General features: G+C 35.6%; 12 protein-coding genes and 2 pseudogenes. 1 reads left to right on the plus strand and 13 read right to left on the minus strand.

Features of this window, described 5'->3' with window-relative positions; all coding sequences use genetic code 11:
- From C3E88_RS11540 to C3E88_RS11585, 10 genes and pseudogenes are all read right to left on the minus strand, one after another.
- Positions 1-291: pseudogene (locus C3E88_RS11540) on the minus strand (antibiotic ABC transporter permease); the annotation flags it as partial.
- 11 nt (positions 292-302) lie between these two features.
- Positions 303-884 carry a TetR/AcrR family transcriptional regulator gene (locus C3E88_RS11545; protein ID WP_236910337.1) on the minus strand — a complete coding sequence of 194 codons (582 nt, stop codon included), beginning with the start codon at positions 882-884 and terminating at the stop codon, positions 303-305.
- A 337-nt stretch (positions 885-1,221) separates the two neighbouring features.
- Positions 1,222-2,769 (minus strand): murein biosynthesis integral membrane protein MurJ, encoded by a 1,548-nt coding sequence (gene murJ / locus C3E88_RS11550; protein WP_236910338.1) that lies wholly within the window; start codon positions 2,767-2,769, stop codon positions 1,222-1,224.
- Positions 2,766-3,914 carry an acyltransferase gene (locus tag C3E88_RS11555; RefSeq protein WP_236910339.1) on the minus strand — a complete coding sequence of 383 codons (1,149 nt, stop codon included), beginning with the start codon at positions 3,912-3,914 and terminating at the stop codon, positions 2,766-2,768. Before C3E88_RS11555 ends, murJ begins: the two co-directional genes overlap by 4 nt.
- Before the next feature lie 40 nt (positions 3,915-3,954).
- Positions 3,955-4,800 (minus strand): S-layer homology domain-containing protein, encoded by an 846-nt coding sequence (locus C3E88_RS11560; RefSeq protein ID WP_236910340.1) that lies wholly within the window; start codon positions 4,798-4,800, stop codon positions 3,955-3,957.
- 432 nt (positions 4,801-5,232) lie between these two features.
- The gene (locus C3E88_RS11565; RefSeq protein WP_236910341.1) at positions 5,233-5,943 is read right to left on the minus strand and encodes an ABC transporter ATP-binding protein; all 711 of its coding nucleotides are present in this window, start codon (positions 5,941-5,943) and stop codon (positions 5,233-5,235) included.
- A pseudogene (locus tag C3E88_RS11570) lies at positions 5,944-6,713 on the minus strand (ABC transporter ATP-binding protein). It abuts the gene before it with no gap.
- Between the two features lie 16 nt (positions 6,714-6,729).
- On the minus strand, positions 6,730-7,719 hold the full coding sequence (locus tag C3E88_RS11575) for a branched-chain amino acid ABC transporter permease (RefSeq protein WP_236910342.1): 990 nt from the start codon (positions 7,717-7,719) through the stop codon (positions 6,730-6,732).
- Positions 7,720-7,722: 3 nt separating this feature from the next.
- A complete protein-coding gene (locus C3E88_RS11580; RefSeq protein WP_236910343.1) occupies positions 7,723-8,616 on the minus strand; it encodes a branched-chain amino acid ABC transporter permease in 894 nt (297 codons plus the stop codon).
- 25 nt (positions 8,617-8,641) lie between these two features.
- Positions 8,642-9,811, minus strand: a complete 1,170-nt coding sequence (locus tag C3E88_RS11585) for an ABC transporter substrate-binding protein (protein WP_236910344.1) — start codon at positions 9,809-9,811, stop codon at positions 8,642-8,644.
- A 317-nt stretch (positions 9,812-10,128) separates the two neighbouring features.
- Here C3E88_RS11585 and C3E88_RS11590 point away from each other — a divergent pair, with 317 nt between their 5' ends.
- Positions 10,129-12,225 (plus strand): methyl-accepting chemotaxis protein, encoded by a 2,097-nt coding sequence (locus C3E88_RS11590; RefSeq protein ID WP_236910345.1) that lies wholly within the window; start codon positions 10,129-10,131, stop codon positions 12,223-12,225.
- Between the two features lie 37 nt (positions 12,226-12,262).
- Here the strand turns inward: C3E88_RS11590 and C3E88_RS11595 are convergent, their stop codons facing one another.
- From C3E88_RS11595 to C3E88_RS11605, 3 genes are all read right to left on the minus strand, one after another.
- On the minus strand, positions 12,263-13,915 hold the full coding sequence (locus tag C3E88_RS11595; protein ID WP_236910346.1) for a M20/M25/M40 family metallo-hydrolase: 1,653 nt from the start codon (positions 13,913-13,915) through the stop codon (positions 12,263-12,265).
- Between the two features lie 431 nt (positions 13,916-14,346).
- On the minus strand, positions 14,347-15,156 hold the full coding sequence (locus C3E88_RS11600) for a pseudouridine-5'-phosphate glycosidase (RefSeq protein WP_236910347.1): 810 nt from the start codon (positions 15,154-15,156) through the stop codon (positions 14,347-14,349).
- Positions 15,134-16,231, minus strand: coding sequence for a sugar ABC transporter substrate-binding protein (locus tag C3E88_RS11605; protein ID WP_236910348.1), 1,098 nt, complete (start codon positions 16,229-16,231; stop codon positions 15,134-15,136). Before C3E88_RS11605 ends, C3E88_RS11600 begins: the two co-directional genes overlap by 23 nt.
- Positions 16,232-16,267: the final 36 nt, after the last annotated feature.

Consider the following 16,267-nt stretch of genomic DNA (forward strand, 5'->3'; position numbering starts at 1 on the left):
TACCCATACTACGCTTTCCACTCCTTCTATTTTGCTGATCTTATCCTTTACCTTTACTACGTCCTTTGGTTCCATATTTTCAATAACCAACATGCCCGTAGCAGAGCTATTGAATACATCGTTCAATATTTCCTGTCCCTTTACCGATTCCAAATCCTTTGGCAAATAGGTAAGTATATCATAGTTAATCTTAGTCATAGCTGCCCCATATAGGGAAGGCAACAATAGTAATGTGGCTATTATCAAAACCATTTTTCTATGCTTTGCTATAAATAAGCCAAATTTATTCATTAAATCATCTCCTAAATCATCTTCTTAATAGTATTAAATAGAATAGGTTTCATCTCATCAATATTGGCAGGTTCATTTAATATAATACAGCTATAGCATACGGAACCCGTCAACTCCACTATCATAAATAGTATCTTTTCTACCTCTTCTTTAGGTATAGAGGAGTCTTCATATCCTCTTTCAAACATATTGTATATTTCATGTATCTCCTCATAGTCCTTGTAAGCCATTCTAAAGGTCCCCCAAGATAAGTTCTTGTAGATCAACTTCAATAGCAGCTTATCCCCTTTAAAATATTCGATTATATAATCTACGAAACTTAAGAGTTCCTCTTCAAAGGTATCAAAACTATCTAATCTAGTATTTTTGACTGCCTCACACAACACATGGGCAGATTTGTTCAGGACTATCCGGTCTAAAAGATCGTATTTATCCCTAAAATACAAATAAAAAGTTCCCTTAGCTACTCCGGCCTTTTTGACTATATCATTTATGGCTGTGTCGTGGATCCCCTTGGTAGTAAATAGATCATAGGCAGCCTCGTAGAGGGAGTTTTCTTTTTTCTTTTTGTTTATTTCAACCTTAGATACCATCTACCTACCTCCTTCCAATAAAATAAAAATGACCAACGGTCAATTTCATAAGTATTATTATAATACTAAAATGACCATTGGTCAAGTTTTTTATTCAATAGATCTAAATCAAACATTTTTATAAGCCCCTCCTTTCTAAAATAGTGGATTATAAAAACGATTTATACTACCCGTATATAAGTGCAAGCTTCGTGCCAACTTGTGCATGGTTGCTATAAATGTGTATTTTACTATGGTATGGCTGTATTTTATGCACTTGAAGTTATTTTATACATTATTTTTCTAGTGCATAAAAAAGCATAAAAAAACTCGGCGGGAATTTTCCCTTGCCGAGTTTTTATCTCATCTTTTTAATTAAGGTTCTTATCAGAATCCTTATCTCCCTTATCCTCAGTATAGAGCATAATATAATGTATAAAAACACTCCTACTGCTACGGACAACAATAGTATCAATAAATCGATTATCCACTTGTTTGGAAGTAAACTCATCAGTCCAAAGTACATGAAGTATACTACTATCCCCATTATAGCCGATGCAATCAATGCCTTTCCAAAGCATATTAAGTAGTTTCTTAGCCCCATCCTTCCTAGTTTTTTTCTCAAATCTACAAACAATAGTAGGGTAGTAAAGGTAGCAGATATACTAGTGGCCAAGGCCAATCCTGCATGACCCATAGGCTTTATTAAGAGTAAATTTAATACTACATTTAATCCTACAGCTAAGGCTCCGTTTATCATGGGAGTTTTGGTATCTTGGAAGGAGTAGTACACTCGGTTCAGCATAAGCCTTAGGGAAGAACCTACCAACCCTACAGAATAAAATATCAGTGCTTGGGAGGTCATATGGGTTGCCACTTCACTAAAGGCTCCTCTTTGAAAAAATATCCTTACCATAGGTTCAGCCAATATGAGTATCCCGATGGTTGCAGGAACTGTTATTATGAGTATTATATTGATACCTTGTCCCATTATCCTCCTAATCTGTCCCCCATTTTCTTGGGAAAAAGCTCTAGACAACATGGGAAATATTACTGTAGTTATAGCCATGACGAATACGGATATGATAAGATCGTTTATCCTAGAAGCATAGGTTAAAGCAGATATACTGCCTTCTACCAAACTTGAAGCTAGAGTCTTGTCTATTATAGTATTTATCTGCTGCACTGCTGAACCTAGCACTACCGGCAATACCAATACCAGCACTTTCTTTAAATACGGATCCTTCAAATTGATATCATAACTATATCTATAGCCTTGATGTTTGATAGCCGGTACTTGGATTAAAAACTGGGTAGATGCTGCCACTACACTAGCCAACATCAATCCATGTATATTTCCCTCTTTAGCAAAAAACACTAAAAATATTATGAATACAAAGTTGTATGGAAGGCCCATTATAGCTGGTGGCCCAAATATCTCACTACTATGAAGGTATCCGGAAAACACATAGGTAAATCCTAAAAATATAATAATGGGTAAACCTATTCTGTTTAATTTTACTGCCAAAGCAAATTGTTTTCCCGTAAAACCTTTAGCCAATATCCTAATAACTACTGGAGACAGCCAAAACCCTAAAAGAGCTAATATAATGGTAATAAAAAACACCATATTCAACATATTGTTTAAAAATTTCAGCTTGGCTTCTTTTCCTTTATTCTCTTCTATTTCAGTAAATATTGGTATTAAGGTGGTGTTTAGAGAGGCACCTATAGTAGTCATTATGATTACCGTGGCAGTCATAGCTACAAAGTAAGTGTCCGTCTCATATCCAGAACCATAGGTAGAAGCTATCAAAACTTCCCTTAAAAAACCTAAAAACTTACTTATCAGTGTAAACACTGCAATCATCGCCGCTGATTGTGCTACCTTTCGGGTATTTGTCATACGTATTCTTCCTTTCTTCGGCTTCTTGGTACATATTTAGGCACCTTGCCTATAAACAACCATCTACTTTCTAATGTTCCAATTAATAATACGAATATAAATGTAATACCCAATCCCAATCCACATATTAGTATCAAAGAGGACAATCTACTATATCCTATATGATTGGGGAAATTCCCCATTAGTTGTCTCTTTATCTCCTCCAATATCAATGGATGAGAAAAGTACACTCCAAAAGAATAGGTTCCAAAATCCTTTAAACCATCATATTTTCCTACCATCTTTCTTGTTATCCAGATGAGTATAGGCATAGTAAATAGGGCGTAAATCATAGTATGAGGTCTAATGGAACCAAATTTACCATAGTAATCCCTACCACCATGGCTCCATACATTATAATATACTTGTCCAATATAGAAAATGGTAGAAATTACATATCCAATAAATATACCCTTTATATTTGTCTCAACAAAGTCTACAAATCTATGATAATGCATCCCTATTAAGCCTCCTGTCATAAAGTAGAAGGACCAGCTAAACAGGGTTTTCCAATAATATCGGTTAAATATACTTACTATTCCCGTAGCATGGGGATTTTTAAAGTAATACCCATAGATAAGGATAGCACCCTGGAATATCAAGAAAAAAGTAAATACTCTAAAGGGCTTCTCCTCCATGGGCTTAGCCAAGTATTTTATTAGTAAAGGCAATATTATGTAAAATTGAAATATCAAAAATATGAAATATAGATGGGAAAAATTCTCCCCTAAAAGTAAACCTCTACCATAGCCTATTAACCTTTCCCCACTTATTGGCAACCTATTTATATAAGATGTATATAAAAAGTATACAGTAGACCAAATTGTATAGGGTAATAATATGAATTTTACCTTTTTCTTATAGAATCTACCAATATCAAATTCATCTATAGATCTGTAATTATAAAACAGTACCAGTCCTGAAACCATCATAAAAATGGGGCTACCAAATCTAAAAAACTGGTTTAAAAATATACCCAAATACATAGCCTTAGAGCCATATTCCGAGTGAACAGCAAATCCTCCAGTAGCATGGATAATCAATATACCCATGGCAGCTATAGCCCTGATGTAATATAGTTCTTTTATCTCCTTACGTCTTGCCATTTTAATTCCCCTTCTGTCTATTATTTATTACATCTATATATTATAACATAAAAATATCCCCCAATATGAAATTGTATGGGGGATTTCCAATATTATCTTTATCTATTTCTATGGTTATGGTCTTGTATGTTATTACTTGTAATTGGATGCTATCTTTACTTGGGGGAGTTATATTTAAATGGATGATATAATCATCACCAGCTTTTACTATTCTATCTATCTCCATATTATAGCCTGGAGTTGGAAAGGATTTAGTTATGGTTACTAAAACCTTACCATTCTCTATCTTCGATGTTATACCTTCCTTTGCTGAATAGGATTGAACAATTCCTAGCAATTTGAAAGGAATACTTGCCCTTTTATCCAATAGAGTATTTATCCTTTGGAGAAATACTATAGCCTCCGCCTGGGTTACCTTTCTATTAGGCATGTACTTGTTCTTGGACACGCCAGATATCAAACCTGCATTGTACAAAGCAGCTATAGCTCCCTTCTCTTCTTGAGATAGATGATTGATATCTACAAAAGGTACTTGCCCATTACCCCTTTGGATAATAGATTCTTCCATAAGCTTGCTACCTACGATATTAGCCATCTGTACTCTAGTCAATCCTACCTTCCAACCAAGTACATCGTTAGAATATCCTTTATCCTTTAATAGAGATGAAAAGGATAATAAAAAATCATTTTCAGCTATAGAACCATTGGGATCAAAACGTTTAAAATCATCTTTAGCTAGATAGGGAAAATAATATGTCAAGAAATCCTTGTTTATTTCATCTTTAGACCAATGATTGGATAGCTTGTCCTCCATACTTGCCAAAGCAGGAAGGCTCATAGATAAAATTAAACTAATCATTAAAACTAAGGATACAATTTTTTTCATGTAATCACACCTTTAAATAATTGTTTACAACTATCCATTTTAATTATAGCATTTTTTCTACTTTAATTGGTTACAGTATGGTTACAATTCTAAAAAAAACCCTCCAATACAAACCTGTATGGAGGGTCGCCAATATCTTTTTTGTCAAATACTAAGATAGTTATCCAACAGCTTATCCCTTGCAACTGTCTATATTATTTTGGGGGAGCAGTTACTATATAAACTTTATATTGGCCTCTATTAGCATTTATATTCTATACTTCCATCAGAAAATATTTAATCTATCCCTTTTAATATATAAAATAATCTTTTCAAACAAATTACAGTAATATTACAATTTGATTACAATTATATAATTAAACACAAATGCATATGAATTGATGAGACCTTTTCTCACATAGGAGAAAAAGCCTCTTTTTTAGCATTATATTGTTATTTTGCCTCTCCTAAGTATGCCTCCTTAACCCTATCATTCATCAATACTTCTTTGCCTGGACCTTCCAATACCAATTCTCCAGTTTCCAATACATAAGCATAATCTGCAATTTCCAGTGCCTTTTTAGCATTTTGTTCTACTAACAATATGGTGTTTCCCTGTTGATTAAGGGTTTTAATTATCTCAAATATATCCTTTACCAAAAGAGGAGCCAAACCTAGGGAAGGCTCATCCATCATCAATACCTCTGGACGAACCATCAAGGCCCTAGCCACCGCTAACATCTGCTGTTCTCCACCGGAAAGGGTTCCTGCTTTTTGCCAATGTCTTTCCTTTAGTCTAGGAAACAATTCAAACATCTTATCAATGTCTTCCCTTATTCCTGCCATATCCGTTCTAGTATAGGCTCCTAATATGAGATTTTCCTCAACTGTTAAATCTTCAAACACCCTTCTTCCCTCAGGAACCATTACTATACCTTTTTTTACTATATCCTTAGTGGCCATATTGGTCAAATCTTCACCATTGTATTCTATTTTCCCCTGAGATTTTTCAACCAATCCCATAATAGCCCTCAAAGTAGAGGATTTTCCTGCACCATTGGCTCCTATAAGGGTGACTATTTGGTTTTCTTCAATGGATATATCTATTCCCCTCAGGGCATTGATACCACCATAGTTTACATGCAAATTTGAAACCTTTAGCATCTACTCCACCCCCAGATAAGCTTCTATAACTCTTTCATCCTCTTGGATCTCCCAAGGTTCTCCTTCTGCAATTAAAATTCCATGGTCCAGTACTAATATCCTATGGGATATCCCCATTACTACTTCCATATGATGTTCTATTAGAAATATAGTCAAATCAAATTCTTCTTTTATCTCCTCTATAAAGTCCATTAATTCCCTAGTTTCTTGAGGGTTCATACCAGCTGCAGGCTCATCTAATAGTAGTAGTTTTGGCTCCGTTGCTAAAGCCCTAGCTATTTCCAATCTTCTTTGTTTACCATAAGGCAATGAATAAGCCTTTTCATTCATCTCATCTTTCAAATCCACCTTTTCCAAAAGGTATAGGGATTTCTCATACATTTCCTTTTCTTCTCTTCTGTAGTTGGGTAGTCTAAGGACTGAGGAAAAAATATTGGATTTGAGCCTCAGATGATTGCCAATGAAAACATTGTCAAGAACGGATAGTTCATTAAATAATCGGATATTTTGAAAGGTTCTACATATGCCAAGTTTTGCAATTTCATCTGGCCTAAGCCCTGTTATATCAAATCTTCTTCATTAGGTGAAAATATTATCTCCCCTTCCGTAGGCTTGTACACGCCAGTAATTACGTTAAAAATCGTCGTCTTGCCGGCTCCATTAGGACCGATTAGCCCCACTATTTCACCTTTTTGTATATTAGCATTAAATTGATTTGCCGCTATTACTCCACCAAATCTCATAGTCATATCGTCTATTCTTAGCATCATTAATTCACATCCTTCATCAGCTTTCTTTTAGCAATCCTTCTTTTCTAACTATCACTACAACCATAAGGATTATTGAAAAGACAACCATTCTCATTCCTTGGACACCTTCTATATGGATAGGCCCTATATTGATGGATTCATCTAGGAATCTTAAGCCTTCCATCATAATAGTGACTATTATTGCAGAGATTGTCGTCCCTTTTATGCTTCCCAATCCACCTAGTACTACAATCAGTAGGATATTAAAAGTTAAAGCAATCCTAAACATATTAGGATCGATAGTACCTAAAAGTGCTGCCAAAAGCCCTCCTCCAATTCCTGCTAAGAAAGACCCAAAAGTAAAACTCATAACCTTGTGTTTAAAAAGATTTATACCCATAGATCGGGCTGCAATCTCATCTTCTCTAATGGCCTTAAAAGCCTTGCCATAACTTCCCTTCATCAAAAATTCCATAAATACTATGGTCAGTATAGCTACTCCCCAACTCCACCAGATATTGGTACTATTGGGTATCCCCTTTAATCCTAAGGCTCCATTAGTTAAAGATTGGGCATTGGTAAATACTACTCGAATTATTTCAGCAAAGCCTAAGGTAGCTATAGCCAAATAGTCATCTGTCAATCTTAACACTGGTGCCCCTATTAAAAAACCAATAAAGCCTGAAATAATACCTGCCATGATAAGTGCCGGAAAAAAGCCCCACTCTACATTAGCCAAAAAGGGTACCATTGGCTTCGTAAAGAAGTTCATGTCCTTCATGGCAACAGGCATTGTAAGAATAGCCACAGTATAGGCACCTACAGCCATAAACCCAGCATGTCCTAAGGAAAACAAGCCAGTCAAACCATTGATAAGGTTCATGCTAAGTCCTAGAGTTATATATATGCCACAAAGATTCAATATTCTAAGCTTATAATCATCCAACACCCTATTCAATATAAACAATGCAATCAACGTAATAACAAGAGCTATTAATGAGTTTTTTAATCTATTATTATCTTCCATAGGCTACACCTTCTCCGTTACTTTTTCTCCCATTAAACCCGTAGGTTTAACTAGAAGTATAATGATCAAAACTACAAATGCAAAAGCGTCCCTGTATCCAGTAAGTTTTGGAAGCAATGCTATTAGCATAATCTCTCCCAACCCTAATATAAAGCCACCTATTACAGCACCAGTTATATTGCCTATTCCACCGATAACTGCCGCTATGAAGCATTTGAGCCCTGGCATCACACCCATCAAAGGCATCAATTGAGGATACTTTATTCCCCACATTATTCCTCCAACAGCTGCTAAAAAGGAACCTATGAAAAAGGTAATGGATATAATCCTATTTATATCTATTCCCATAAGACTAGCTGTTTCATAGTCCTTAGATAAAGCTCTCATAGCCATACCTGTTTTAGTCTTAGTAATAAAATAGGTAAGGGCTAAAAGCAACAATATGGTGACTACTGGTATTATAAAGGTAACTAAGCTTACTGATACTCCTCCTAGTTTTATAACCTTATTGAATACATTAGGGATAGGGAAGGCTTTGGGCCTTCCCCCAAACACTACTATCCCAAAATTTTGTAAGAAAAATGAAGCTCCAATAGCAGATATAAGAATAGTAATCCTTGGCGAATCCCTTAATGGTTTATATGCTAACTTTTCTAGGAGGAGCCCAATAAATCCAGTAATTATCGACGCCAGTATAAATACGAGCCACCAAGGTATAGATGTGAAAACGATTCCATAATAGGTAATATAAACTCCAAGCATAAATATATCCCCATGGGCAAAGTTTATAAGCCTAAGTATTCCATAAACCATGGTATACCCTATAGCAATTAAGGCATATAAACTACCTAGTGAGATACCATTAGCCAGGTGTTGCAAAAAACCTTGATTCCCCATAATCAGCCCCCCTAATCCAGTCAATTTATTCTGGTTCCACAGTAGTTAAGTATACAAATTCTCCATTTTCGACCTTATTAATAACTGCAGATTTAACTGCATCGCCATTTTCATCAAGAGTAATATTTCCTGTAGCCCCTACGAAATCCTTTGTCTCAGCTATCTTATCCCTTATAACTTTAGAATCAGTAGAGTTTGCAGCTTCTATAGCATCTAGTATAACCATATATGCATCATATCCTAATGCTGCAAAAGCATTGGCATCCTTATTAAATTTCTCCTTATACTGCTTTAGAAATACATCGGATACATCGGTTACTGGAGATTCTGCTGTAAAGTGAGTACTAAATACAGCACCCTCTACTGCATCTCCACCAATTGTTAAAAATTCAGGTGATTCCCAAGTGTCTCCACCTAAAATAGGATCATCTATGCCCAAATCCCTAGCTTGCCTGATCAGCAATGCTGATTCTCCATAGTTTCCTGGAGCAAAAATTACATCTGGGCTTTTCCCCTTAACATTGGTAAGTTGGGCGGTAAAATCTTGGTCCCCAGTATTATAGGAGCTGATCTCCACTATACTATCTTCATCCCCTGTCAATTCTTTGAAGGCATCTACGAAATATTTACTTAATCCAATAGAATAATCTTGAGTTACATCCTGAATGATAGCTGCTTTCTTAGCACCTAGATCATTAACTGCATAATTTGCCATTACTGTTCCTTGGAAAGGATCGATAAAACAGACTCTAAAATAATAGTCATTGTTCAATGTAACTAGTGGATTAGTTGGTGAACAACCTACTGCCGGCACCTCTGCTTTTTTGACTATATCCCCTGCTGCCATAGACAGAGAGCTACCATAACTACCTATAATTGCTACTACCTCATCTTTGTCAATAAGTCTTGATACTGCATTGGCTGCCTCTACCTTATCTAACTTATTATCTACTATTACCAATTCTACCTTCTTACCTAGTACTTCTCCTCTAGTCTCATTAGCTAGTTTAATACCTTCTACTGTCATCTCTCCACCAGCGGCATTAGCTCCAGTCATAGGTTCAAATACTCCAATCTTTATTACATCCGATGAACCACCTGAACCACCGCCAGTATCCGTTGATTTACCACATCCTACTAAGGTCCCGGCAATTAACACCAACACTAGCAATATTAGCCCTAGCTTTTTATACATTTCAAAACCTCCCTTAATATAATATTTAAGACACGTCCCTTGACATGTCTTTTTTTAATTTAGAGTAATAATAGTAGATTGTATTATGATGGAATTATGATAATATTTGAATTTTTGCGAATATTGTATATATTTAAAGTAAAACCTCTACATGTAAATTTGTCAATCTATTCTATTTTACCCTATACAACCCATTAGTAGGTTTTCTATAACTTTTGGAATATTTTTTAAAAAAATAGAGGATTTTAGGAACTTTTGTCTAATATTTAGAGTATGGAAACAATTTTTATCATATCTACATAAAGGAGCGAAAATATATGAAATTTAAGTTCAAAAAACTAAAACTCCCTAAATTTAATAGAAAGAAAAAAGAGAAACTTTCTGCTGACAATATAAGGGTAAAGAGTATCGGCAAAAGCATGATCTTATCCATTACTTCTATACTGATAGTATTAACCCTTATATTAGGACTAGTCACATATTTCATATCCAAAGATGAACTGATAAAAACTAATGAAGAATTACTGCTAAATAAGGCTATAGACTCGGCCAATATTGTGGACGAACAGATTAAAAACAATACCCTATCCATAGCTACTTTAGGAAACCTGGACATAATTGCCAACCCCGATATTCCTATGGAGGAAAAACTAAAAGTAATAGAAGATGAAAGGGGTAAGTTGAATTTCTCTAGCATAGGCCTAGCAGATATACAGGGGGAACTAACATTAAACAATGGGGTAGTCTTGGATATATACGAAAAAGAATACTTTCGAAGAGCCCATGCTGGAAGCAACTATTTTTCTGAACCCTTTGTAAACGAATTGTCAGGAAAATTGGAAATAGCCATAGCTGCTCCCATAAAGTATAAAGGCGTTAATTTAGGAGTTATAGTGGGCTTTAAGCCTGCGGAAGACTTCTATAGAATAGCTCAAAACATAAAAATTGGAGAAGAAGGCTTTGCCTACATATTAAACGATGTTACAGATGTAATATCTCATCCTACTGCCATAGCCCATGCTACCGATGGAAGTAACGATAAAGTTAGTTTTTCTAAATTAAAGGAAAGAGTATCTAGTCAATTTATTGATGACGTTACCCAAATGGAAGAAAAGATATCCCAAGGAAAATCAGGTATAGGCAGATATATGGAAGACGGTGAAATAATTCACTTAGGCTTTGCCCCCATTAAATCTAAGGGATGGACTCTTGTAGTCAACATAAATGAGTCAGAAGTACTAGCTGGTTTGAGCTCACTAAGGAACACCCTAATCCTAGCGGTGATAATTGCAATAATAATAGGTGTAGTATTTTCATTGTTATTTAGTAGAAGCCTTACTAGACCTATTGCTAAAGCTACAGATCAAGCTTATAAATTATCTCAATTGGATTTAAGTGAAAATATGGATGAAAAATTAATACTAAGAAAAGATGAATTGGGGAAATTGGCCTATTCCCTGCAAGTAGTAATCGATAATATGAGAAACTTTGCGATGGAAATACAAGAATCCTCCCATCAAGTAGCCGCTGCTTCGGAGGAATTAGCAGCTATATCCCAACAATCTACAGCAGCCGCTACTAATATAGCAGAAAACTCTAATGAAATCGCCGAAAGTTCTAATAATCAGCTAGAGGAGATAATGAACGTAGCCTCTTCCATAAAGGAGATATCCACCCAGGTGGAACATGTGTCTAGCCAAACTAGTAATGCGGAAGCTGTAAATAGAGATGTATTTGACAAGACGGAAATAGGAAAGGAAAAGATGGATCAAGTCACCGTCCAAATGAAAAATATAGAGAATAGTACCAATAGTGTTAAATCCTCCTTGGACAATATCAGCTCTAGTTCCAATGAGATGAATCAAATGCTTGAGATCATCCAAGATGTAGCAGAGCAAACTAACTTGTTAGCACTAAATGCAGCTATAGAAGCTGCTAGAGCTGGAGAATATGGCAGAGGATTTGCCGTAGTAGCTGAAGAAATTAGAAAGCTAGCCGAGGAAACTCAAAACTCAGCAGAAGAAATATACCTTCTATTGGTAAACAACAATGTATTAATAGAAGAAGCAAACAATAAAATGGATTTCGGTAGCAGAGAAGTAGAGTTAGGTGTTACAAGGGTCAATGAAGCTAAAGAGACTTTCGATGAAATCTCTAAGTTGATCGTCCAAATTGGCTATGCAGTCAACGAAGTAGTAGCAGCCATTAGCAATGTAGAAAACTACGTAGATTCCTTAGTCCATTCTTCTACTTCAATAGAACACATGAGCAAGGAGATTGCAGCCCAAATCCAGAACTCCTCAGCAGCCTCTCAAGAACAGATGGCCTCTATGGAAGAAATTACTTCTTCTACGGAGAGTCTAGCACGATTAGCTGAAGAATTACAGATGTTGATTGGAAATATTAAGTTTTAATAAATATTTAAACAGGTCAGGATTAATCCTGACCTGTTTAACCTAATAGAGATTTTATGGTGTTGTAGGTGATATTTGGTACAATCTCAAAGGTATGTCTCATATGGACTCTTTCCGTCATCTTGTGTCCATCCTTTCCATAGGTCCCTATATTTACAACAGGCACATCAACTGCCATCACCGCCTCCATATCATATACATATTTAGAATCCCAAGCTGGCATATTCTTTTCCAAATACAAAATATCCTCAGGACTATCGCTTGAAGACATAAAACTTGCATCAGATATATATGGATAGAACATCTTCGCCACAATAGGCTTATCCGAATAGTCACCAACAAAATCTATAGATTTATTTACACTATCCATTAGTTCTCTTTCCAACTCCGTCTCACCAGTCATTTCAATCCTAGCATTGTAAGTAGATGAAAAATATATTATTATAGCCGGACTCTTATCTATAGACCATTTCCAAGCTTCTTCTACCATTTTGACGCTAAATTCCCTTAAATCCAAAGTTGGATATTGTTGATTTAGCTCCTTGGCAAAGCTATCCATGTATAACTTAAATCTATCTCCATGTACCGTATGTAGCTCGTTGTAAAATTCATCCCAAGTATAGACTCTTTCCTCCCAAGGAAGCTTTTTATAAGGATAATTAGCCTTTTTGCAGAATTCCTCATAGGCATCATTTAAGTATTCTATTACATTATTAAAGGCTTCCTCTCCCTTTGCCTTCATCCTATCCATTACATCCTTAGGTGTCATACTATGGGTAAAGAAATTATAATAGGAATAGGCTGACAAAGCAGTTTGAACCGTATACTTATTCTTAAAATCAGATTGTTTTAGGGACACTGGTGGTATAGTAGTCTCCCCCTGAGATTCATCACAGAGCTCTGGATTATAGGATATCAGTCGAGTCAACTCGGCCACCAATAGATTAGGGTCTAAACCAGAAAAGGCTTGACCAACATGAGCCTCTTCTCCTACTACATAAAAAGAGGGCAATAATTTCCCTACGGTACCAAAGTATATATATCGATTTTCATCTTCCTCATGATAAGGAGTTGAATAATCCGCATTAATACAAGCTATATAATTCAACCCTTCTTCTTTCATTTCCTTGAAAGTCTTTAATGCAGTTAATACTCCATGGGAATTATCCTCTTCATCACAAGCAGCTAAGGTTATCAAATGTCCATCAAACTCCTCTGGATGTTCAGAAAAATATTTGGTCAAATACATGTGCCCTGCAACTCCCGATTTCATATCCAAGGCACCTCGTCCAAACATATATTGACCAGATTCAATATCTTTTAGTACCTCTTCCTCCAATTTCATTTCCTTTAAAAATTCTGGTAGCCTATCCGGATCAAAAGCATGTTCTTTTATAGGCCCAAAATCCTCTACCCCAACAGTATCCAAATGCCCCATTAGTATTATAGCTCTATTTGAACTACCTTTAGTTCCCTTTACATGGGCAATAACTATATACCTATCTATTTCATCTTCTACAGTCTGTATAAGTTTAAGCTGGTCTGGATTCTTTTGAAAATAGGGCAGTTCCTCATAAAATCCATATATCCTTTTAGCACAGTCCGTCTCCCCACTAGTCTTTACAACACTAGGTACTTTTACCAACTCCTTAGTAATATGTTTAACCTCATCAAAACAATTTAAATACATGAGCATCCTCCTCCCTATAAATTTTCAGAATATTCCATAACTTTAAATATTGGTGCCTGGCACCGTTTTTTAAAGTTATTGTTGTCCTTATATATAGTATTCTATATTTTTTTTTAAACTCCTCTAAAAGAATAACCTATCATTTTGCTTAATTGCAATAATGATAGGTTACCTTAATATGTGGGTGTGGTGTAGCTTATATATTTTCTAACACTAAGAATATTTCTTTTTTGCCTTTCATATCTGAAGATAATAAATTAACAACCTGTCAATATCTAATTATAGCATCTTCTTCATCTATATAAAAGGAGTCTAAACTCCTAATTATTCCATAATGATAATTATATCTTAAATCATCACAAATATCTATAATAAAATAACTATTTCTATAAAAAAATCAAATGGCACAAGTTCCTGCCATTTGATTTTTATTATCTATTCTTAGTTATCATCTCAGCTACTTTTATATTAGAAATTAAAGATTTAAGTTGTATTTTAGATGATAGACCAAAGCTTAGTCTATCAAAGCAAGCATTAGCTGCTGGATGGTAATGTTCTCCTCTTTGTTCTGCTTCCTTTCCAGCTTTTATGGCTTCCTCTAAAAAGGATTCATCTTTAAGACGTTCTTCCTTAGGGATAGGGTTGAGAATTAAATTGCAACCATATTCCAATTGGTTTGCCTTTTCATAGGATAAATTTCCTGAAAGCTTATAGGGTTTTAGATTGAGTATATATCCATCACAATACTCAGTTTCAAAACCTAATACCTTAACCCCATGTTCCTTGAGCCAATTTAAGGTTCCCTCTATATCCAACATATCCTTAGGGGAAGTGGCTACAAGGGTAATTCCCATTTGGGAAAGAGCGGGCAAATCATAGCAAAGCCTTTCTTCCTTAATATCCCCTATGCCCCCTATACCAGCTGAAACCACCACTGGACAGCCTATCTCCTTAGCAACTGCCATAGTGCCTGAAGCTGTAAGATAGGCATTTGCATTAGGATCAAGCTCCTCTTTAATCTTAAGGCCATCAAGTCTACCCCAATTGTCCCTTTCCTGCCTAGCTGGGATAAATTCCTCTATGGTTCCTATGCGTATTTTTCCCTTTTCCACCCAAGCTAACATAGCTCCCTTAGGCCAATGAGATAATATCTCATGATCCTCTACAGAAACAAGACCATGGCCTAACAAAGCCGTCTCTACTAGATAGTTCTTAGGTCTATTTCCATCCATCAAAATCATCTACATTCTCCTGATTTACTATTGCAAGAGGAGAGTACACCGGTCCTTCTATTTCTTGGCCTTGAACTACTTTTAGAGATAAAAGTAAAGCTGCTTTTGTATATACAGATGGGGAATAGGTAATAGAACCATCAAGGCGCCCTTCTTTTATAGCTGCCTGGGCTTCCTCTGTAAAATCTACACCATATACAATAACTCCATCCTTTTTATCCGCTGTTTCTAAAGCTTCTACTGCTGCAAGAGCCATAACATCGTTGCATGCAAATATACCTTTTAAATCTGGATGGGCTTGGATAAGATCTGTAGCAATATTATAAGCTGTATTTCTATCCCAATTTCCTGGCTGAACGCTTACAAGTTCAATTCCTTCAGTATTTTCAAATACTTCTTTTGCTCCCTTGGTACGACCTTCACTTTGCCCAGCACCAGGAATACCTTGTATTATGGCTACTTTCCCACCATCAGGCATTTGTTTTAGCATATCTTCTGCTACCATCCTACCTTGATTCTCAAAATCAACGGTAATAACACCATCAAGATGTCCATCTTGTTCTTTCAAAGCATCTTGATTTACTCCTGGCCCTAAATTTATCACTGGTACATTTGCTTGATTAGCCCTTAATAGTCCTGGTATTAAGTTGTTTCCATCGATTGGTGAAAAAACAATAGCATCATAGTCTTTTACTATCATTCCATCTAAAGTTTCAAGTTGAGAGGTAGTATCATCTTCTGTTGGAGCAGATAATACTTCTACATCAATTCCTAACTCTTCCCCAGCCTTTTCATATTTATCCTTCATATTAGACCAAAATGGATTGGTTAGTGAAATAACTAAAACCCCAATTTTTTCTCCCCCATTGAGTTCAGGCATAGGTTCCAATTGGCTCATCAATATTTCTTCCATTTCAGCAATTTTAACATTGCCCTCTTCTTCAGTATTTTTATCTACTGCATCAACCTCTTCTACTTCCTTTACATTATTTGCTTCATTAGTGTCTGCATCCTTTGAAGTACATCCGATTAACAAACCAGTTAACATAGTTAATACTAGTACAAATGATACAAATCTTTTCATTTCCCTCTTCATCTCCTTTAAAATTTGTCTTAATAA

Source organism: Clostridium sp. Cult3 (genome assembly GCF_021655115.1).
GTDB lineage: Bacteria > Bacillota > Clostridia > Tissierellales > Tepidimicrobiaceae > PPXY01.

Coding starts and splice junctions, on each gene's coding strand:
- C3E88_RS11545 (WP_236910337.1), bottom strand. CDS start 884: ATGGTATCTAAGGTTGAAATAAACAAAAAGAAAAAAGAAAACTCCCTC.
- murJ (WP_236910338.1), bottom strand. CDS start 2,769: ATGACAAATACCCGAAAGGTAGCACAATCAGCGGCGATGATTGCAGTG.
- C3E88_RS11555 (WP_236910339.1), bottom strand. CDS start 3,914: ATGGCAAGACGTAAGGAGATAAAAGAACTATATTACATCAGGGCTATA.
- C3E88_RS11560 (WP_236910340.1), bottom strand. CDS start 4,800: ATGAAAAAAATTGTATCCTTAGTTTTAATGATTAGTTTAATTTTATCT.
- C3E88_RS11565 (WP_236910341.1), bottom strand. CDS start 5,943: ATGCTAAAGGTTTCAAATTTGCATGTAAACTATGGTGGTATCAATGCC.
- C3E88_RS11575 (WP_236910342.1), bottom strand. CDS start 7,719: ATGGAAGATAATAATAGATTAAAAAACTCATTAATAGCTCTTGTTATT.
- C3E88_RS11580 (WP_236910343.1), bottom strand. CDS start 8,616: ATGGGGAATCAAGGTTTTTTGCAACACCTGGCTAATGGTATCTCACTA.
- C3E88_RS11585 (WP_236910344.1), bottom strand. CDS start 9,811: ATGTATAAAAAGCTAGGGCTAATATTGCTAGTGTTGGTGTTAATTGCC.
- C3E88_RS11590 (WP_236910345.1), top strand. CDS start 10,129: ATGAAATTTAAGTTCAAAAAACTAAAACTCCCTAAATTTAATAGAAAG.
- C3E88_RS11595 (WP_236910346.1), bottom strand. CDS start 13,915: ATGTATTTAAATTGTTTTGATGAGGTTAAACATATTACTAAGGAGTTG.
- C3E88_RS11600 (WP_236910347.1), bottom strand. CDS start 15,156: ATGATTTTGATGGATGGAAATAGACCTAAGAACTATCTAGTAGAGACG.
- C3E88_RS11605 (WP_236910348.1), bottom strand. CDS start 16,231: ATGAAAAGATTTGTATCATTTGTACTAGTATTAACTATGTTAACTGGT.